The following is a 17619-nucleotide window of genomic DNA, read 5'->3' as shown; positions in this document are numbered from 1 at the left end:
TACGAATTCGCCTTCAATCATCCCACGGCACCCGAGTCCGTCCATCGACGGCTTCTGCCATGCAACAACCAGCTCGGTGTAGCTGGTGAGAAATGTGTTGAAAGCGCCCTGGTATCGGACACTTCTTGCGGCGCTGCCGGTGGGCAAGCTGACCGTGAGCTTACATGAAGAAGATCTTGTCGCTGTCACCTTTGTCTGCTGTAGAGGGAACTCCCCAGTCTCCGCATGCAGACAGGCAAAAAAAAGCCTGGCAGCACAACGCAGCCAGGCTGGGCAGCGGCCCCGCAGGGCCTCATGCCAACGATCAGTTCACCACTTGGGCCAGCGTACCCGCAGCGTACTGGGCTGCCACAACCTGGAGGCTCAGGCCCTTGATCTTGCTGCCCTGGCCTTCGCAGCCGAACTCCAGGTAACGCTGCTTGCAGACCTGCTTGGCAGCTTCGCGGGCAGGCTTGAGCCATTCGCGGGCGTCGAACTTGTCGGGGTTCTCAGCCAGGAACTTGCGCACCGCGCCGGTCATGGCCAGGCGGATGTCGGTGTCGATGTTGATCTTGCGCACGCCGTGCTTGATGGCTTCCTGGATTTCCTCGACCGGCACGCCGTACGTTTCCTTCATCTTGCCGCCGTACTGGTTGATGATGGCCAGCAACTCGGCGGGCACCGACGAGGAGCCATGCATTACCAGGTGGGTGTTGGGGATGCGCTGGTGGATTTCCTTGACGCGGCTGATGGCCAGGATGTCGCCCGTGGGCTTGCGGCTGAACTTGTAGGCGCCGTGGCTGGTGCCGATGGCAATGGCCAGGGCGTCCAGTTGCGTGGCCTTGACGAACACGGCGGCTTCTTCAGGGTCGGTCAGCATCTGGCTGTGGTCGAGCTTGCCTTCAGCGCCAATACCGTCTTCTTCACCGGCTTCGCCGGTTTCCAGGTTGCCCAGGCAGCCCAGTTCGCCTTCGACCGTGACGCCCACCTTGTGCGCCATGTCCACCACCTTGCGGGTCACTTCCACGTTGTACTCGAAGGAGGAAGGCGTCTTGCCGTCTTCCATCAGCGAGCCGTCCATCATCACCGAGCCAAAGCCCAGGTCGATGGCGCCCTGGCAGACCTTGGGCGAAGTGCCGTGGTCCTGGTGCATGACGAGCGGAATGTGCGGGAAGGCCTCGACCGCTGCCTGGATGAGGTGCTTGATGAAGGGCTCACCCGCATATTTGCGGGCACCGGCGCTGGCCTGCAGGATGACCGGGGCGCCCACTTCGTCGGCGGCGGCCATGACGGCCTGGACCTGCTCCAGGTTGTTGACGTTGAAGGCAGGGATGCCATAGCTGTTGGCAGCGGCATGGTCGAGCAGTTCGCGCATCGAAACGAGGGGCATGGTCGTAGGGTCCGTTGAGGGTTGGGGAAGGCGCTGTAAGCCGGGCTTGGCGGTGGTAACCGCTTGGTAACTCGCAATTTTAACCGGGGGGCGTGACCGCCGAAGGGGGCAAATCCAACCGAAAACAGGTGGTAAAGGGCGGGGCGGCTGGCGCTGGCCCGAAATAGCCACCATGAATGTCTGCGACCCGCCGCAGGATCTCGTGGCCCAGATGCAGGCTGTCCGAGGGGTTTTTCGGCCCCGGAGCGACAGACGCATCGCCCTGGCGCCGCGCGCCGTCGTCGCACACCTGCAGCCATGCACCCGCCCCGTCAGAAGCACCTACCTGCACGGCGATGTGCGTGCCGTCTGGTGTGTGTTTGAGCGCGTTCTCCACCAGATTGCGCGCCGCGATGTCCAGCAGCAGCGCATGCCCAGACACCCACAGCGCCGGTGGCGCCGACAGTGCGATGTCGTTGCCCCGCTGCCAGGCCGCCTGGGCATAGTCGGCACACACCTGGCGCGCCACCGCGCACAGATCCACCGGCGCCTTGGCCTCATGCAGTTCGGCCCGGCTCGCGCGCGCCAGGGCCAGCAGCTGGTTGAGCACATGCCCTGCACGCAGGGCATCCTGGCCAATGCGGGCGATGGCCTGCGCCCGGGCGGCCGCATCCAGTTCGCCGCCCAAAGCACTGGCCTGCAGCGCAATGGAGGACAGGGGCGTGCGTAATTCGTGCGCGACTTCATTGGCCAGCCGGCGCTCGCGCACCATCGCCGCCTGCTGGCGGTCCAACAGGGTGTTGATCGATGCGACCACGGACTCGAACTCGTTCCAGGCATGGCGTGACGCCAGGCGCTGGGTGCTGGCGGGGTCGAGCGCCGCCACGTCGGCCGACAGGGCATACAGCGGGCGCAGACCGCGCCACAGCGCAAGCCCGAGAGCCAGGGACACCACGGGCAGCAACCACAGGCCAGGCTCGATCATCTGCTCGGCAATGTCCTGGGCCAGCTCGTCGCGCTCGCGCAGCTCCAGCAGCACCATGATCTTGTGCGTGCGTGCCGCGTCCCACTGGGAAAAACTGCGCCACACCACACCCTTCGCCCCCAGCGCCATGTTGGCGAACCCCTCGGCGGCGCTGAAAGCAGGAACGGGCGCCGTACCGCTGTGATGGAGCAGACGCCCCTGCGCATCCCACTGGACGACGCTGAGCGATTGCTGGTAGTCGTGCGATTTGAGCCAGGGTGTGGCGACCCGCTGGGTGACCTGGGGCCCCTCGGCAGCCTCGTTCGCACGCAGGTTCAGCAACAGGGCGGCCACGCTGGCCAGGTGCCCGTCGGTCAGTTCATCCGCCTCGTGCACCCCCGTCTGGTAGCCCATGAACACAAAGCTGCCCCACACCAGCACCAGCGCGCCCAGGGACCACAGCAGCAGCTGCCGGGTCAGCGACGGCCTGCGCGCACTCCCCCCGGGCGTTGCGGCAGCAGCGCTCATGCGGCCGCCTCCTGGGGCATGAAGTAGCCCACACCTCGCATGGTCTGGATACATGCGCTGCCCAGCTTGCGCCGCAGGTGGTGAATGTGGACCTCCACCGCATTGCTCTCGATGGCCGCATCCCAGCTGTACAGGCGCTCTTCGATCTGCTGGCGCGAGAGCACCCGCCCCCGCGCCTCCAGCAACACCAGCAGCACCGAAAACTCCCGGGGCGACATCTCCACCAGCTTGCCGCCCTGGTGCACCGTGCGCGCCGCAGGGTCCATCTCGATATCGCCATAGCGGATGGTGGGCGAGGCGCGCCCGGCGGCCCGGCGCAGCAGGGCGCGCAAGCGCGCATCCAGCTCGTCCATGTCAAAAGGCTTGGCCAGGTAGTCATCCGCCCCCTGGTCCAGCCCCGCAATGCGCTGGTGAACCTGGTCACGGGCGGTCACGATGAGCACAGGGGTGGAGGGATCGGGCAAAACCTGCGCAGAAGCCGCCCCCCCCGGCGCCGGGCTCAGGCGCAACCGCCGCAGCAGATCGCCGCCATCACCGTCGACCAGCCCCAGATCGAGCAGCACGGCATCAAAGCGCTCCGCGCGCAACGCCCCCCAGGCACTGGCCACGCCATCACACACATCCACCGCATAGCCACGTTGCTGCAGGTTCGTGCGCAGGCCTGCGGCAATGCCGGCATCGTCTTCGACAACGAGTATTCGCATGCAGCGATTGTCGCCGGGCGCGGCCACCTGCGCAGGGTCATTAAGGCGGCGTTAAGTGGCGCGCCCTATGGTCGGTGGAATGCTGTCCACGCCTTCCTCGCCCCGCCGCTTCGCCCACGACCACCGTACCTTGCTCCTGTGGACCCTGGGCATCCTGATCGCCATCGTGGCATGGGACGCTGGCGGGCAAGACATCCCCCTGGCCCGCGCGTTTGGCTCGGCCAACGGGTTCCCACTGCGAGAACAATGGTTCTTCGTGCAGGTGCTCCACGAAGGGGCCCGCCGCCTGGGATGGCTGCTGGTGCTGCTGCTGGCGCTGGGCGTTTGGTGGCCCTGGGGGGTGTTGCGGCGTCTGGATATGGGTGAGCGCCTGCAGATGGCCATCAGTGCCTTGCTGGCGCTGGCGGCCGTGAGCGTGGGCAAGAACCTCAGCACCACCAGCTGCCCCTGGGACCTGGCGGAGTTCGGCGGTGTGGCGCGGTATGCCTCCCACTGGGCGCTGGGCGTGGTCGATGGCGGCGGTGGGCGGTGCTTTCCGGCGGGCCATGCCTCTGCGGGTTTTGCCTTCGTGGGGGGCTACTTCGCGCTGCGCCACAAGGCACCGGCTGCCGCGCGCTGGTGGCTGGCTGCGGCGGTGCTGGCAGGGTTGGTGCTGGGTGGAGCCCAACAGGTGCGGGGCGCGCACTTCATGAGCCACACGCTGTGGACGGGCTGGCTCTGCTGGATGGTGGGCTGGCTGTGCGACCTGGGAGCGTTGGCACTGCGCCCACGCCTGGCGGCGTTGTCTCTCGCCAACGACCCGCCACACGCGGCCAGCTAACGACTCAGAACCTGGCTATTCAGCTCGCCACGCAGATCTTCAGCATATTGGTCCCGCCCGGCGCACCCATGGGTTCGCCGCAGGTGATGGCGTAGACATCGCCCTTTTGCACGATGTTGCGGTTCTTGAGGTGGCGCTCGGCCTGCTCAAGGGCCGTATCGCGGTCAGCACTGGTGTCCATGAGCAGGGGGCGCACGTTGCGGTACATGGCCATCTTGCGCTGCGTGGTCACCTTGGGCGTGAGCGCATAGATGGGGATGCGGATGCTGTGGCGGCTCATCCACAGCGCCGTGGCACCGCTGTCGGTCATGGCCACGATGGCCTTGGCGCCCAGGTGGTGGGCGGTGAACAGTGCGCCCATGGCAATGGACTGGTCGATGCGGCCAAAGGTCTGGCCGGTGAAGTCCGCGTCCAGGTGATGGTCTTCCGCCGCCTCGGCCGCTGCGCAGATGGTGGCCATTTCTTCCACGGTTTCGAGCGGGTAGCGGCCTGCGGCCGTCTCGGCGCTCAGCATCACGGCGTCGGTGCCGTCCAGCACGGCGTTGGCCACGTCACTCACCTCGGCGCGCGTGGGCACGGGGTTGGTGATCATGCTTTCCATCATCTGCGTGGCGGTGATGACGACCTTGTCCAGCTCGCGCGCCATGCGGATCATCTTCTTTTGCAGTGCGGGCACGGCCGCGTTGCCCACTTCCACCGCCAGGTCGCCGCGCGCCACCATGATCCCGTCGCTCACGCGCAGGATGGCTTCGAGGTGCGGAATAGCCTCGGCCCGCTCGATCTTGGCGATCAGGCCCGGCTTGTGGCGGTACTCGGACGCGGCCACATTGCACAGCTGGCGCGCCATTTCCATGTCGGTCGCGTTCTTCGGAAAGCTCACGGCCACGTAGTCGGCCTGGAAGCTCATCGCCGTGCGGATGTCCTCCATGTCCTTGGCCGTGAGGGCCGGTGCCGTGAGGCCGCCACCCTTCTTGTTGATGCCCTTGTTGTTCGACAGCTCGCCACCCACCTTGACGGTGGTGTGCACTTCCTCGCCGCGCACCGCATCCACCGTGAGCACGATCAGGCCGTCATTGAGCAGCAGCAGATCGCCCGCCTTCACGTCGCGTGGCAGCTCCTTGTAGTCGAGCCCCACACCTTCGATGTCGCCCAGTTCGGTGCGCGATGCATCCAGCACAAACTTGGCGCCCGACTCCAGCTGCACCTTGCCCTCGGCAAACTTGCCCACGCGGATCTTGGGGCCCTGCAGGTCGGCCATGATGGCCACCTCGCGGCCCGCGCGCTGGGCAGCGGCACGCACGGTGGCGGCGCGGTCGATGTGGTCCTGCGCCTTGCCGTGGCTGAAGTTCAGCCGCACCACATTCACCCCCGCTCGGATCATGGCCTCCAGCAGTGCCGGGTCGCTGGAGGCGGGGCCCAGAGTGGCAACAATCTTGGTGGCGCGGCGGGTAGGCATGGGTTTGTCTCTTTCTCTCGTTTGTCTGGTGGATGTAATCGAGTTTCAATTCTCACACGAAGCGGTTACAGGCGAGTTACCCCTTGCATCCGCCCTGCGGTCCATAAGCCCCATCAGAGCAACGGGGATGACAACAGATGCGCCAGCACATGCGCCAGGATCGCCGCCTCCAGCCCGTGGCGCGCGTAGAGCCAGCCTGCCACCAGGCCAAAGGCCGTGTTGCCCACCAGCACAAACACCACGACGGGCGCCGTCAATGCGCCCGCCAGCGCCTGCGCGGCAGGCAGATGCCCCAGCGCAAACAGCAGCGCACTGAGCAGCACCGCGCCAGCCACCAGCCCCTTGCCAGGCTGGCCCTGTCCGCGCTGCACCACGCGCCAGCCCAGCCACAGCAGCAAGGTCATCACACCCCAGCGCACCAGCAGTTCTTCGGTGATGCCGCCATACAGCAGCTTGACCACCAGCGGCATGGCGCTGGCAGGGTCTGAAGGCTGAAGGGCTGCAGGCATCACCCAGGACAAGGCCCACAGCCATGCGGCGCCCGCCACACCGCCCAACACGCAGGGTAGGGACTGGGCTCGCAGCGCGGAGCCGATGGGCTGGCCAACCAGCCAAGCAGACACAGCGGGCGCCCGCAGGCCCACGCGGGGCGCCAGCCACACACCTACCGCCACAGCCAGCGCCAGCAACACGGCCGTCTGCAGCCCGCTGAGCAGCACCACCGCCCAGAGCGGCAACGGCAGCAGCGCCTCGTTGGCCTTCAACGGTGGCAGCAGCGCCCACACCACCGCCACCACGCCAGGCATGCCCAACAACCACAGCGCACCGCCCAGTCGCCACTTCGCGGGTTGCCCCGGGGCACCCGCCGATTCCGCCAACAGAGCGTTGTCCACTGCCATGGGTTTGCCCACGCTCAGGCGCGCATCAGCGCTTCGATCTCGTCGGCCTTCACGGGCACGCCACGCGTGATCAGCTCGCAGCCCGTGTCCGTGACGATGGCATCGTCTTCAATGCGGATGCCGATGTTGTGGAACTGCTCAGGCACGCCCTCGGCGGGGCGCACATAGATGCCGGGCTCGATGGTCAGAACCATGCCCGGGCGCAGCACACGGCTGGGGCGGTTGGTGATGGTCTCACCCGAAAGCGGGTCCTTGCGCTCGCTCACCTGGCCGACTTCGTCGGGCTCCACATAGCTGCCGCAGTCGTGCACATCCATGCCCAGCCAGTGGCTGGTGCGGTGCATGTAGAACTGGAAGTACGCGCGCTTGTCGATCACGTCCTGCGCCGACCCCACCTTGTTCTTGTCAAGCAGGCCCAGGTCCAGCATGCCCTGCGCCAGCACGGCCACCGTTGCGTCGTGCGGGTCGTTGAAGCGGGCACCCGCCTTGGTGGCAGCCACGGCGGCATCCTGGCTGGCCAGCACCAGGTCGTACAGCGCACGCTGGGGGCGTGTAAATGTGCCGTTGGCGGGGAAGGTGCGGGTGATGTCGCTGGCGTAGCTGTCCAGCTCGCAGCCCGCGTCGATCAGCACCAGCTCGCCATCGCGCACCGGGGCCGCATCGGCGCGGTAGTGCAGCACGCAGGCGTTCGCGCCCGCCGCCACGATGGAGCTGTAGGCCGGGTACTGCGAGCCTGCGTCTCGGAACGCATGCAGCAGCTCGGCATCGAGGTGGTATTCGCGCACATCCTCCCCGGCGCGCAGCATGCGGGCCGAGCGCTGCATGGCGCGGATGTGGGCCTGCGCGCTGATGCTGCTTGCGCGACGCATGATGTCCTGCTCATGCGCGTCCTTGAACAGGCGCATCTCGTCGAGCAGCGTGCACAGGTCGTTCTGTTCTGCGGGGCAGATGGCGCCATAGCGCACACGGCCGCGCACCACGTTGAGCCAGCCCTCCACCCGCGCCGCCAAGCCGCTGTGCGTGGCAAACGGGTACCAGACGCAGCCCGTGTTTTCGAGCAGGCGCGGCAGCTTGCTGTCCAGCTCAGCCATCGAATGTGCCGCGTCCACTCCCAACGCAGCGGGCGCGGCGGCCGGGCCCAGGCGGTATCCATCCCAGATCTCGCGCTCCAGGTCCTTGGGCTGGCAAAACAGCGTGCTGCGGCCGTCGTGGGCCAGCACCAGGCACGCGCCGGGCTCGGTGAAGCCGGTCAGGTAGTAGAAGTAGCTGTCGTGGCGGAACAGAAAGTCGCTGTCCCGATTGCGTGGGCGCTCCAGCGCCGTAGGAATGATGGCGATACCCCCGGGGCCCAGCTGGGCAGCCAGGTGCGCGCGGCGCTGGGCGTAGACAGAGGCAGGCACGGTGGTGTTCATGGCGCGTTGGAAGAAAAGGAGTTGAGTTCGGCCAGCCGCTCGGGCGTGCCCACATCGGTCCAGCGGCCGGTGTAGAGCTGCGCACTGACGCGGCCATTGTCCATTGCACGGCGAAGCAGCGGCGCCAGCGGGGCTTTGATGCCGCTGGGGTTTCCGGGCGGAATGTCGCACCACGGCGCTGCAAACAGCTCGGCGCGCAACAGGGCGATGGTGCTGTAGGTGTAGCGTGGCGCGGGGTCGTCGGCGGGCAGGTTGAGCGCCAGCCCGTCTACCGACAAGCCAAAGTCGCCACGCGGGTTGTGCGCCGGATTGGGCACCAGCCACAGGTGGGCCATGTGGTGGCTCGCTTCAAAGGCCGCCACGGCGGCGCTGTCGAACACGAAGTCGGGGGCAAACACATCACCTGCCGCCAGCCAGAACACGGGCCCCAGCTGGGGCAGCGCGCGCGCGATGCCACCAGCGGTTTCCAGCGCACCGCCAAAGTCCACGCCTTCACGCGAGTATGAAATTGATAGCTGTTTGCGCTTATCCATCAAGCGCTGAAGGCCGAAAACACCTAGAAAATGGTCGCTGATCTGCGCCCCCAGCCACGCGGTGTTGATCACCACCCGCTCCACACCCGCCTCCTGCAGCGCCGCCAAGTGCCACTGCAGCAGTGGCTGGCCCTGCACCGGCAGCAGAGGCTTGGGGGTGGTGTCGGTCAACGGGCGCATGCGCTCGCCACGGCCGGCGGCCAGCAGCAACGCGGGTACCTGGTGATGGGAGGCGGCACTAGAACTCATGCCGCCACCTCGTTCACAGCACCCCGCTGCAGCGCGTGGCGCTCCACCGTGGTGGGGTCGAACAGGGCCAGCAGCGCGTCCATCAGCGCCCGCGCCTTGGCCGAATGGTCGGCGCCGAAATTGCACACATACACATCCAGCGTCACCGCGCGCTGCTCGGGCCAGGTGTGCACGCACAGGTGGGATTCCGCTAGCAAAACAGTAGCAGTCACTCCGCCAGGGCCATGCGCCGTGGCCGGAAATTCATGAAACAAATGCCCCACGGGCTGCAGCCCGGCGGCGTGCACCGCATCGGTACAGGCGTGGCCCAGGGCGGCGGCGTCCAGCAGCCAGGCAGGGGCACAGCGGCAGCCATGGAGATCGGCGGTGAGGTGCAGTCCTTGCATGGCCCGCACTGTAGTGCATTGCCACCGGGCTTCCGGCTTGCAGCCTGCGAATTCAGGTGGGCGAAAGCCGCCCCGGTAAAATGCCGGGTTTCCCCCGAATCACCCACCCTGAAGCCTCCCCCCATGGCCAACACCCAGCAATCCCAACAGATGGCAAATGCGATCCGCGCATTGGCCATGGACGCCGTTCAACAAGCCAACTCCGGCCACCCCGGCGCCCCCATGGGCATGGCCGACATGGCCGTGGCGCTGTGGAGCCGCCACCTCAAGCACAACCCTACCAACCCCCAGTGGTTTGACCGCGACCGGTTTGTGCTGTCCAACGGCCACGGCTCGATGCTGCTGTACGCGCTGCTGCACCTCACGGGCTACGACCTGCCGATTGGTGAGCTGAAGAACTTCCGCCAGCTGCACAGCAAGACGCCCGGCCACCCCGAAGTGGGCTACACCGCTGGCGTCGAGACCACCACCGGCCCGCTGGGCCAGGGCATCACCAATGCCGTGGGCTTTGCGCTGGCCGAAAAGCTGCTGGCCGCCGAGTTCAACCGCGAAGGCCATGCTGTGGTGGACCACCACACCTACGCCTTCCTGGGCGACGGCTGCCTGATGGAAGGTATCAGCCACGAAGCCGTGTCTCTGGCAGGCGCCTGGAAGCTCAACAAGCTGATCGCCCTGTACGACGACAACGGCATCAGCATCGATGGCCAGGTCGCTCCCTGGTTTGCCGACAACACCCCCCTGCGTTTTGTGGCCAGCGGCTGGAACGTGATCGGCCCCATCGACGGCCATGACGCTGACAAGGTGGCCGCAGCCATCGAAGAAGCCAAGAAGCAGACCGAGCGCCCCACCCTGATCGTGTGCAAGACGCACATCGGCAAGGGCAGCCCCAACCGCGCCAACACCGCCAAGGCCCACGGCGAACCGCTCGGCGCCGAAGAAATCGCGTTGACCCGCGAAGCCCTGGGCTGGGCCAGCGAACCCTTCGTGATCCCCGAAGACGTGTACGCCAGCTGGGACTGCAAGGCCAACGGCCAAGCTTTTGAGGCCGCCTGGAACGAGCGTTTTGCCGCCTACACCGCCGCCTTCCCCGAGCTGGCCGCCGAACTCACTCGCCGCATGAACGGCGACCTGCCCGCCAACTTTGCCCAGGTGGCCGTGGACACTGTGGTGGCCGCCCATACCAAGGGCGAAACCGTGGCCAGCCGCAAGGCCAGCCAGCTGGCGCTGGAAGCCTTCACCGCCGCCCTGCCAGAGCTGCTGGGTGGCAGCGCCGACCTGACCGGCTCCAACCTCACCAACACCAAGAGCACGCCCAACCTGCGCTTTGACATGCAGGGCAACGTGGTCAAGACCGAAGCCGCGAATGGCGACAAGGTCGGTGGCCGCCACATCAACTACGGTGTGCGCGAATTCGGCATGGCCGCCATCATGAACGGCGTGGCGTTGCACGGTGGCTTCATCCCCTACGGCGGCACCTTCCTCACGTTCAGCGACTACAGCCGCAACGCCATCCGCATGGCCGCGCTGATGAAGCAGCGCGTGATCCACGTGTTCACGCACGACTCCATTGGTCTCGGTGAAGACGGCCCCACGCACCAGTCCATCGAGCACGTGGCCAGCCTGCGCCTGATCCCCAACCTGGACGTCTGGCGCCCCGGTGACACGGCCGAAACCGCCGTGGCCTGGAGCGTGGCCCTGTCCAACCGCAACAAGCCCACCGTGCTGGCCCTGTCGCGCCAGAACCTGCCCTATGCGCCCAAGCGCGACCTGGGCGACATCTCGCGCGGCGCCTACGTGCTGAGCGAGCCCGCCGACGTGGGCATCAAGAAGAAGCCCGTGGCCGTGATCATCGCCACCGGGTCTGAAGTACAACTGGCCCTCAAGGCCCAGCGCCTGCTGGCCGACAAGAAGATCGGCGTGCGCGTGGTCTCCATGCCCAGCACCACCACCTTCGACCGTGAAGACGCCAAGTACAAGAGCAGCGTGCTGCCCGCCGGCGTGCCCCGCGTGGCCGTGGAAATGGGCGTGACCGACGGCTGGTGGAAATACGGCTGCGCTGCCGTGGTGGGCATCGACACCTACGGTGAATCGGCCCCTGCGCCCGTGCTGTTCAAGCACTTCGGTTTCACCGAAGAAAACGTGGCCGATGCGGTGCTGGTCGCCATCGGCGCGGCACGTCTGAAGCCCGCCAAGAAGGCCCGCTAAAACTTCTCCTGCCCGCTGTGCCCCGCTGCCAGCGGGCGCGCGGCGGCAGATTCCCGATTTCGACTTTGCAACTTTGAAGAGGCTCCCTATGACGATCAAGATTGGTATCAACGGCTTCGGCCGCATCGGCCGCAACGTGCTGCGCTCGGCCATCCAGAACTTCAGCGACATCGAAGTCGTGGGCATCAACGACCTTCTGGAGCCCGAGTACCTCGCGTACATGCTGCAGTACGACTCGGTGCATGGCCGCTTCAAGGGCGAAGTCTCGGTCGAGGGCAACACCCTGGTCGTCAATGGCAAGAAGATCCGCCTGACGCAAGAGCGCGACCCCGCCAACCTGAAGTGGAACGAAGTCGGCGCCGACGTGGTGATCGAATCCACCGGCCTGTTCCTGGACAAGGTCACCGCGCAGAAGCACCTGGACGCTGGTGCCAAGAAGGTCATCCTGTCGGCCCCCTCCAAGGACGACACCCCCATGTTCGTGTTCGGCGTGAACCACGACACCTACGCGGGCCAGGCCATCATCTCCAACGCATCGTGCACCACCAACTGCCTGGCCCCCGTGGCCAAGGTGCTGAACGACAAGTGGGGCATCAAGCGCGGCCTGATGACCACCGTGCACGCAGCCACCGCCACGCAAAAGACCGTGGACGGCCCTTCGAACAAGGACTGGCGCGGCGGCCGCGGCATTCTGGAAAACATCATCCCCTCCAGCACCGGTGCTGCCAAGGCGGTGGGCGTGGTGATCCCTGCGCTGAACAAGAAGCTGACCGGCATGTCCTTCCGCGTGCCCACCTCCGACGTGTCGGTGGTGGACCTGACGGTGGAACTGGACAAGGCTGCCACCTACGAAGAAATCAAGGCCGAGATGAAGGCCCAGTCCGAAGGCGCCCTGAAGGGCGTTCTGGGCTACACCGAAGACAAGGTGGTGGCCACCGACTTCCGTGGCGACACCCGCACCTCGATCTTTGATGCCGACGCTGGCATTGCCCTGGACGGCACCTTCGTGAAGGTCGTGAGCTGGTACGACAACGAATGGGGCTACTCGAACAAGTGCCTGGAAATGGTGCGCGTGGTATCCAAGTAAGTACGACTTGCGCAAAAGGGGATCAGGCGCCATGCTTGGCCTCAGAACGCAACGGCGGATTCATCCCTGTTTGCGCGGGTCTTGAAAAGTTTTCCCTTTGAAGATGAAGAAGCGCTAGTAGCAACTACCCTGTTCAAGCCGGTCGCCTGCCAAGGCCACCGGCTTTTTTTTGCCCGCCCTCCGCGCATAGCAGGTACGGACCACCTGGCATTCAACGGTCACCACCCCCAAGAGCTGCCGCTGCTGAGGCCGCCATAGCCAGCGGCGCAGGCCCCGGCACCTGCCCTGGAGCACTTGCGATGTGCACCGTGCGGGTGGGGAAAGCAAACTCCACCCCCATGGCCTTGAACTCGCGCAGCAGCCCGAGGTTGATGGACTGCTGCAGGTCCATGTACACGTTGAAGGCCGGGTCTTCGACGATATAGACCACCTCGTAGTCGAGCGAACTGGCGCCAAAAGCCTTGAAATGCGCGCGGTCAAAACGCAGCTGCGGCTGGGCTTCGATGAGCTTGCGCACCACACCCGGAATGGCCTCAGCCTGCTCGGGGGTGGTGTCATAGGCCACGCCAAACGTGAACACGATGCGCCGCCGCTCCAGCATGCGAAAGTTGCTGATGGTCTGCTTGAGCAGGTCGGTGTTGGACATCACGATCTGCTCGCCCTGCAGGCTGCGGATGCGTGTGGTCTTGAGACCAATCACCTGCACCGTGCCCGACACATTGCCCACCACGATGAAGTCGCCCACCTCAAACGGCTTGTCCACCGCGATGGCGAGCGAGGCAAACAGGTCTCCCAAGATGTTTTGCACCGCCAGCGCCACCGCAATGCCGCCCACGCCCAGGCTGGCGATGAAGGCCGTGATGTTCACGCCCACATTCGACAAGATGGCCAGCAGCACCACGCTCCACAACAGCGTGCGCAGCCCCCAGGACATCAGCGTGGCCGAGGCACTGACCTGCGTCATGCCACTGGACGAGTGCCGCTCCACATAGCGGCGCACACCTATGCCAATGGCACGCATGCCCCACAGGCCCATCTGCAGCGCCACGGCCACAAACCACAGCTGGCTCAGGCGGCTCTCCCAGCGGCCGGGCAGGTCCAGCAGGCTCGCGCCCACGAGCAGAGCCACCACCAGCATCAGCGTGCGGCTGGTGCCTTCCAGCACATCCACCATGGTCAGCGCCATGCCGCTGTGCGACTGCGTGGCCCACACCTTGGCGCGGCGGGTCAGCAGGTGCAGCACCACAAGGATGGCTGCATAGGTGGCCGTGGTGGCCGCCAGGGCCACGCACAGGCTCCACAGCGGCACGCCGGCAAAGGTGGTCTCCTGGACCCAGGTCATAAAGGTGGATGGCTGCATGCGGGGACTCTCCTCTTCGTGGTGCAGTGACGGGATGGGGCGCGCGGGGGCGGGGCTGATACACGGGTTCGACCCGTGACCTCGGCCATGCAGGGCGCTTCAGCCCCGCGATGGAGCGCTGAGGTGCGCAACGTCCTTGATCGAGACCCCGTGGATGTCAGAGTTCCGCAGTTGATCAGGCAACGGCCAATGCGCCGCTGGTCTGCCCCGTTTGCAAGTGTTCGTAAGACATGCCCCACAGCAATACAGAGGCAGGGCCTACGCCCCGGTGCCGCGCGGGCCCCAACAATGCATCAACACCAGAACACCGCTGGCTGCCCGCCCGAAATCTCGGTGCGGCACATCCCACAACCTCCACAGGAGTCCACCACACCATGCATTCATCCGCACTGATCCGCACCGCCACAGCGGCACTCGCACTGGGCGCACTGGCCGCCTGTTCCTCCACCCCCGCACCCACCGAGCAAATGGCCGTGAGCCGCACCACCGTGAACCGCGTTGCGGCTGCCCCGGCGGTGGCCACCAGCGCCCCCGTGCAGTTGCAACAAGCGCGCGAGAAGCTCATGCAGGCCGAAAAAGCCATGGCGGAAAAGGACTATGTGGCCGCGCGCCGCCTGGCCGCTGAGGCCGAGGTAGATGCCCGCGTGGCCGAAACCCGCGCCGACGCCGCCAGCAATGCCGCCAACCTGACGCAAGTGCAAGACGGCATCCGAGCGCTGCAAGAAGAAATCAACCGCCGATCGCCGCGCTAGGCCAGCGCCAGACGTTGAAGCCTTAGCGCCCAACCTGGCTTCGACTCACGCCCAACACCGTTGAGGCCCCGCGATTGACCTCCCCCCCATTTCAAGGAACACCTGACCATGCATCGCTTTTTTCACCGAACCACCGCCCTGTGCACCAGCCTGATTGCCGTAGGCCTGCTGGCCGCCTGCGCCAGCACCACCCCATCGCCCGCGCTGGAAGAGGCCCGTACCGCAGTGAGCACCGCTGCAGGAGACCCGGCCGTCAACCAGTACGCGCAGCTCGAACTGAAGCAAGCCACCGACGCACTCGCCAAGGCCGACCGCGTGTGGGCCGATGACCGCGACACGTCCGAGACCAACCACTTGGCATACATTGCCCGCCAACGCGCCGAGATCGCCACCAACGCGGCCCGCGCGCGCCAGCTCGATGCCAACATCCAGCAAGCGGGCAGCGAAGCCGACCGCATCCGCCTGCAGGCCCGCACCCAAGAGGCTGACGCAGCCCGCCTGCGCGCCCAGCAAGCCCAACAACAGGCGATGAGCGCAGAGCAACGTGCAGCCCAACAGCAGGCCCAGGCCACGGCCGCCATGGCCCAGGCCAACGCCGCACAAGACCGTGTGCGCGCCCTCGAAGCCCAACTGCGCGACCTCGAGGCCCAGCAAACCGAACGCGGCCTGCTGGTCACTCTGGGCGATGTGCTGTTTGCCTTCAACAAGGCCGAGCTCTCCGCCCAGGCGGGCCCGCGCCTGGACAAGCTGGCCAACTTCCTCAAACAGTTCCCGGACCGCAAACTGCTGATCGAGGGCTACACCGACAGCGTGGGTAGCGACAGCTACAACCAGGACCTGTCAGACCGCCGCGCCCAAGCCGTGCGCGCCGCGCTGGTGCAGCGCGGCGTGGACACCAGCCGCATCACCGCACGCGGCTACGGCAAGGCCCACCCCGTGGCCGACAATGCGTCGCCCGAAGGCCGTGCGATGAATCGCCGCGTGGAGATCGTGATCGCCGATGACAAGGGCAACCTGCGCGGCAGGTAAAGCGCCCCCCTGAGGCGCCACGCGCCTTCCCTCCGCTCTCGCATCGCTGCGCGTTGCGGGCAGGGGGACGCCGCCATCGCACGCTAACGAAGCGCCGCCCGTGCGGCTTGGCGGCCATTGCGCGGCGGCCACTGGCTTGAGCCACGCCGGTTTCTGCGGCCTATATCAATAAACGCTTCAAAGACCGCGCCGCTTACGCCGCGCGGTCTTCAAACGTTTCGGTATCCACTTCGCTCGCGCTCTGGGCGTTGTAGCGATTGCCCACCACCGTGCGCTCATTGATCAGCGCGCCCAGACGCTCCATGGTGGCCGCATCCAGTCGCACGTTCACGGCACCCAGGTCGTCGTGCAGATGCTCCACGTTCGTGGTTCCTGGGATGGGGATGATGTGCTCGCCTTGGTGCAGCAGCCACGCCAGGGCCAGCTGGGCGGGTGTGCAGCCCACATCGCGTGCAATCGCCTGGTAGCCATCGAGCAGCTTCAGGTTGGCCGCATACGCCTCGGGTGCAAAACGCGGCATGGCACGGCGGATGTCCTTGGCGTCCAGCGTGCTCACATCGGTCAAGCCGCCACACAAGAAACCCCGCGCCACCGGGCTGAACGCCACAAAGGCCACGCCCAGCTCGCGGCAGGCGTCCAGAACGGCAATCTCGGGGTTGCGCGTCCACAGCGAATACTCGGTCTGCACCGCCGTGATCGGGAACTCGGCATGCGCGCGGCGCAGCGTGGCAGCTGACACCTCGGAGAGACCCACAGTGCGAATGTGCCCCCGCCGCACCAGCTCGCCCAGTGCGCCCACGCTTTCCTCAATCGGCACGCTCTTGTCCCAGCGGTGCAGGTAATACAGGTCGATCACATCGGTCTGCAGGCGGCGCAGGCTGTCTTCGCAGGTCTTTCGCAGCGTATCGGGCCGCCCGTCGATCACGCGCACCAGCTTGCCGTCACCCGCCACATCCACGCCCTGCATGCCGCATTTGCTGGCCAGCGTGAAGCGGCTGCGGTGCTGCTTCAACACACGGCCCACCAGGTTTTCGTTGGCTCCAAAGCCATAGAGCGTGGCGGTGTCGAACAGCGTCACGCCCGCATCAAGTGCAGCCAGCAGCACGCGCTCGCCCTGCTCGGCAGACACCGGCGCGCCATAGGCGTGCGACAGGTTCATGCAGCCCAGGCCGATGGCCGAGACGGAGAAAGGTCCAAGGTTTCTTTGTTGCATGCCGCGAGCTTACGGCAAGCGCGGCAACCCAGCGGGTGGCTCGGGCTTGGGTGCGGGGCCTAAGATTTTGCGGCCGATGGCCGCTTGGCCCACAGCTCAATGCGCTCACCCGCAGCGCAGGCGGCCACCAACTCCGCAAACCGTGCCTCGCGGGTCGCATCGCGCTTGGCGGATGTGACCCAGTGCAGCATGCTCTTGCGATAGCTGGGTGGCGTGGACTCCTGAAAGAACCGCCACGCGGCCTTGTTGCGCTGGAAGGCGCGTTGCAGCGACGCCGGCAGCTCGACCACTGCCGCCTGCTCGTGGGAATAGATGGCCGACTTGTGCGCCTTGCGGTGAGCAAAGGCCGCGAGCCCCGCGGGCGTCATGCGGCCCGCCGCCTGCAACTGCTCCACCTTGGCGATGTTGACAGCGCTCCAGATGGACGACGGCTTGCGCGGGGTGAAGCGGATCGAATACGTGTGCTCGTCAATGCGCCGCCGGATGCCATCGATCCAGCCAAAGCACAGGGCTTCGTCCACCGACTCCGACCAGCCCATGCTGGGGCGGCCCGAGCCCACCTTGTGAAAGCCCACCAGCAACTCCGGCGCGCTGTCTGCATGGCGCTCCAGCCACTGGCGGAACGCCTTCGGGGTGGCAAAGACGGTGGGGGAGGTCTGGGAGGCCATGGTGCT

The 17619-nt window shown here is 66.2% G+C and carries 16 protein-coding genes; 5 read left to right on the top strand and 11 right to left on the bottom strand.

Translation table 11 applies throughout. The features are described from left to right. Positions 1–304 precede the first annotated feature (304 nt). The 3 genes from fba to ACQ4MJ_RS23215 form a co-directional block, all read right to left on the bottom strand. Positions 305–1369 (bottom strand): class II fructose-bisphosphate aldolase, encoded by a 1065-nt coding sequence (fba, locus tag ACQ4MJ_RS23225; protein WP_055398457.1) that lies wholly within the window; start codon positions 1367–1369, stop codon positions 305–307. Between the two features lie 79 nt (positions 1370–1448). Beyond that, the gene (locus ACQ4MJ_RS23220) at positions 1449–2840 is read right to left on the bottom strand and encodes a histidine kinase dimerization/phospho-acceptor domain-containing protein (protein ID WP_431151124.1); all 1392 of its coding nucleotides are present in this window, start codon (positions 2838–2840) and stop codon (positions 1449–1451) included. Then, positions 2837–3544 (bottom strand): response regulator transcription factor, encoded by a 708-nt coding sequence (locus ACQ4MJ_RS23215; protein ID WP_431151125.1) that lies wholly within the window; start codon positions 3542–3544, stop codon positions 2837–2839. The genes ACQ4MJ_RS23220 and ACQ4MJ_RS23215 overlap by 4 nt, the downstream gene beginning before the upstream one ends. Positions 3545–3623: 79 nt before the next feature. Between ACQ4MJ_RS23215 and ACQ4MJ_RS23210 the strand changes: the two genes are divergently transcribed. Further along, positions 3624–4364 carry a phosphatase PAP2 family protein gene (locus ACQ4MJ_RS23210; RefSeq protein WP_431151126.1) on the top strand — a complete coding sequence of 247 codons (741 nt, stop codon included), beginning with the start codon at positions 3624–3626 and terminating at the stop codon, positions 4362–4364. 19 nt (positions 4365–4383) lie between these two features. Here the strand turns inward: ACQ4MJ_RS23210 and pyk are convergent, their stop codons facing one another. The 5 genes from pyk to ACQ4MJ_RS23185 all read right to left on the bottom strand — a co-directional run bounded on the left by pyk (position 4384) and on the right by ACQ4MJ_RS23185 (position 9299). Then, positions 4384–5820 (bottom strand): pyruvate kinase, encoded by a 1437-nt coding sequence (gene pyk / locus ACQ4MJ_RS23205; RefSeq protein WP_055398460.1) that lies wholly within the window; start codon positions 5818–5820, stop codon positions 4384–4386. Positions 5821–5933: 113 nt separating this feature from the next. Continuing rightward, positions 5934–6719, bottom strand: a complete 786-nt coding sequence (locus tag ACQ4MJ_RS23200; protein WP_431151127.1) for a CPBP family intramembrane glutamic endopeptidase — start codon at positions 6717–6719, stop codon at positions 5934–5936. Positions 6720–6733: 14 nt separating this feature from the next. After that, entirely contained in the window at positions 6734–8131 is a 1398-nt protein-coding gene (locus tag ACQ4MJ_RS23195) for an aminopeptidase P N-terminal domain-containing protein (protein ID WP_431151128.1), read from the bottom strand. Further along, positions 8128–8913 (bottom strand): nucleotidyltransferase family protein, encoded by a 786-nt coding sequence (locus tag ACQ4MJ_RS23190; protein WP_121508274.1) that lies wholly within the window; start codon positions 8911–8913, stop codon positions 8128–8130. Before ACQ4MJ_RS23190 ends, ACQ4MJ_RS23195 begins: the two co-directional genes overlap by 4 nt. Next, the gene (locus tag ACQ4MJ_RS23185) at positions 8910–9299 is read right to left on the bottom strand and encodes an S-adenosylmethionine decarboxylase family protein (protein WP_431151130.1); all 390 of its coding nucleotides are present in this window, start codon (positions 9297–9299) and stop codon (positions 8910–8912) included. The genes ACQ4MJ_RS23190 and ACQ4MJ_RS23185 overlap by 4 nt, the downstream gene beginning before the upstream one ends. A gap of 123 nt (positions 9300–9422) precedes the next feature. Here ACQ4MJ_RS23185 and tkt point away from each other — a divergent pair, with 123 nt between their 5' ends. Both tkt and gap read left to right on the top strand, forming a co-directional pair. Continuing rightward, a complete protein-coding gene (gene tkt / locus ACQ4MJ_RS23180; protein WP_055398465.1) occupies positions 9423–11504 on the top strand; it encodes a transketolase in 2082 nt (693 codons plus the stop codon). An 88-nt stretch (positions 11505–11592) separates the two neighbouring features. Next, on the top strand, positions 11593–12591 hold the full coding sequence (gene gap / locus ACQ4MJ_RS23175; protein WP_055398466.1) for a type I glyceraldehyde-3-phosphate dehydrogenase: 999 nt from the start codon (positions 11593–11595) through the stop codon (positions 12589–12591). A 211-nt stretch (positions 12592–12802) separates the two neighbouring features. Here gap and ACQ4MJ_RS23170 read toward each other — a convergent pair whose 3' ends face one another. Beyond that, positions 12803–13951 (bottom strand): mechanosensitive ion channel family protein, encoded by a 1149-nt coding sequence (locus tag ACQ4MJ_RS23170; RefSeq protein WP_055398467.1) that lies wholly within the window; start codon positions 13949–13951, stop codon positions 12803–12805. 374 nt (positions 13952–14325) lie between these two features. Between ACQ4MJ_RS23170 and ACQ4MJ_RS23165 the strand changes: the two genes are divergently transcribed. Further along, positions 14326–14703 carry a DUF4398 domain-containing protein gene (locus tag ACQ4MJ_RS23165; protein WP_055398468.1) on the top strand — a complete coding sequence of 126 codons (378 nt, stop codon included), beginning with the start codon at positions 14326–14328 and terminating at the stop codon, positions 14701–14703. Between the two features lie 108 nt (positions 14704–14811). Then, positions 14812–15732: an OmpA family protein gene (locus ACQ4MJ_RS23160; RefSeq protein WP_431151133.1), complete on the top strand. Its 921-nt coding sequence runs from the start codon at positions 14812–14814 to the stop codon at positions 15730–15732. Positions 15733–15925: 193 nt separating this feature from the next. Here ACQ4MJ_RS23160 and ACQ4MJ_RS23155 read toward each other — a convergent pair whose 3' ends face one another. Continuing rightward, positions 15926–16945 carry an aldo/keto reductase gene (locus tag ACQ4MJ_RS23155; RefSeq protein ID WP_431151135.1) on the bottom strand — a complete coding sequence of 340 codons (1020 nt, stop codon included), beginning with the start codon at positions 16943–16945 and terminating at the stop codon, positions 15926–15928. A 59-nt stretch (positions 16946–17004) separates the two neighbouring features. Next, positions 17005–17613 carry a YdeI/OmpD-associated family protein gene (locus ACQ4MJ_RS23150; RefSeq protein WP_431151136.1) on the bottom strand — a complete coding sequence of 203 codons (609 nt, stop codon included), beginning with the start codon at positions 17611–17613 and terminating at the stop codon, positions 17005–17007. Positions 17614–17619: the final 6 nt, after the last annotated feature.

This window comes from Acidovorax facilis (genome assembly GCF_050626955.1).
Taxonomy (GTDB): domain Bacteria; phylum Pseudomonadota; class Gammaproteobacteria; order Burkholderiales; family Burkholderiaceae_C; genus Acidovorax; species Acidovorax facilis.
Note: the sequence above shows the minus strand (reverse complement) of the source record. Positions and strands in the feature narration are given on the sequence as shown.

Bases quoted from the DNA above. Each gene is read 5' to 3' on its own strand.
- ACQ4MJ_RS23215 (WP_431151125.1), bottom strand. From the start codon at position 3,544: ATGCGAATACTCGTTGTCGAAGACGATGCCGGCATTGCCGCAGGCCTG.
- ACQ4MJ_RS23195 (WP_431151128.1), bottom strand. From the start codon at position 8,131: ATGAACACCACCGTGCCTGCCTCTGTCTACGCCCAGCGCCGCGCGCAC.
- ACQ4MJ_RS23220 (WP_431151124.1), bottom strand. From the start codon at position 2,840: ATGAGCGCTGCTGCCGCAACGCCCGGGGGGAGTGCGCGCAGGCCGTCG.
- ACQ4MJ_RS23155 (WP_431151135.1), bottom strand. From the start codon at position 16,945: ATGCAACAAAGAAACCTTGGACCTTTCTCCGTCTCGGCCATCGGCCTG.
- pyk (WP_055398460.1), bottom strand. From the start codon at position 5,820: ATGCCTACCCGCCGCGCCACCAAGATTGTTGCCACTCTGGGCCCCGCC.
- gap (WP_055398466.1), top strand. From the start codon at position 11,593: ATGACGATCAAGATTGGTATCAACGGCTTCGGCCGCATCGGCCGCAAC.
- ACQ4MJ_RS23160 (WP_431151133.1), top strand. From the start codon at position 14,812: ATGCATCGCTTTTTTCACCGAACCACCGCCCTGTGCACCAGCCTGATT.
- ACQ4MJ_RS23150 (WP_431151136.1), bottom strand. From the start codon at position 17,613: ATGGCCTCCCAGACCTCCCCCACCGTCTTTGCCACCCCGAAGGCGTTC.
- ACQ4MJ_RS23170 (WP_055398467.1), bottom strand. From the start codon at position 13,951: ATGCAGCCATCCACCTTTATGACCTGGGTCCAGGAGACCACCTTTGCC.
- fba (WP_055398457.1), bottom strand. From the start codon at position 1,369: ATGCCCCTCGTTTCGATGCGCGAACTGCTCGACCATGCCGCTGCCAAC.
- tkt (WP_055398465.1), top strand. From the start codon at position 9,423: ATGGCCAACACCCAGCAATCCCAACAGATGGCAAATGCGATCCGCGCA.
- ACQ4MJ_RS23200 (WP_431151127.1), bottom strand. From the start codon at position 6,719: ATGGCAGTGGACAACGCTCTGTTGGCGGAATCGGCGGGTGCCCCGGGG.
- ACQ4MJ_RS23190 (WP_121508274.1), bottom strand. From the start codon at position 8,913: ATGAGTTCTAGTGCCGCCTCCCATCACCAGGTACCCGCGTTGCTGCTG.
- ACQ4MJ_RS23165 (WP_055398468.1), top strand. From the start codon at position 14,326: ATGCATTCATCCGCACTGATCCGCACCGCCACAGCGGCACTCGCACTG.
- ACQ4MJ_RS23185 (WP_431151130.1), bottom strand. From the start codon at position 9,299: ATGCAAGGACTGCACCTCACCGCCGATCTCCATGGCTGCCGCTGTGCC.
- ACQ4MJ_RS23210 (WP_431151126.1), top strand. From the start codon at position 3,624: ATGCTGTCCACGCCTTCCTCGCCCCGCCGCTTCGCCCACGACCACCGT.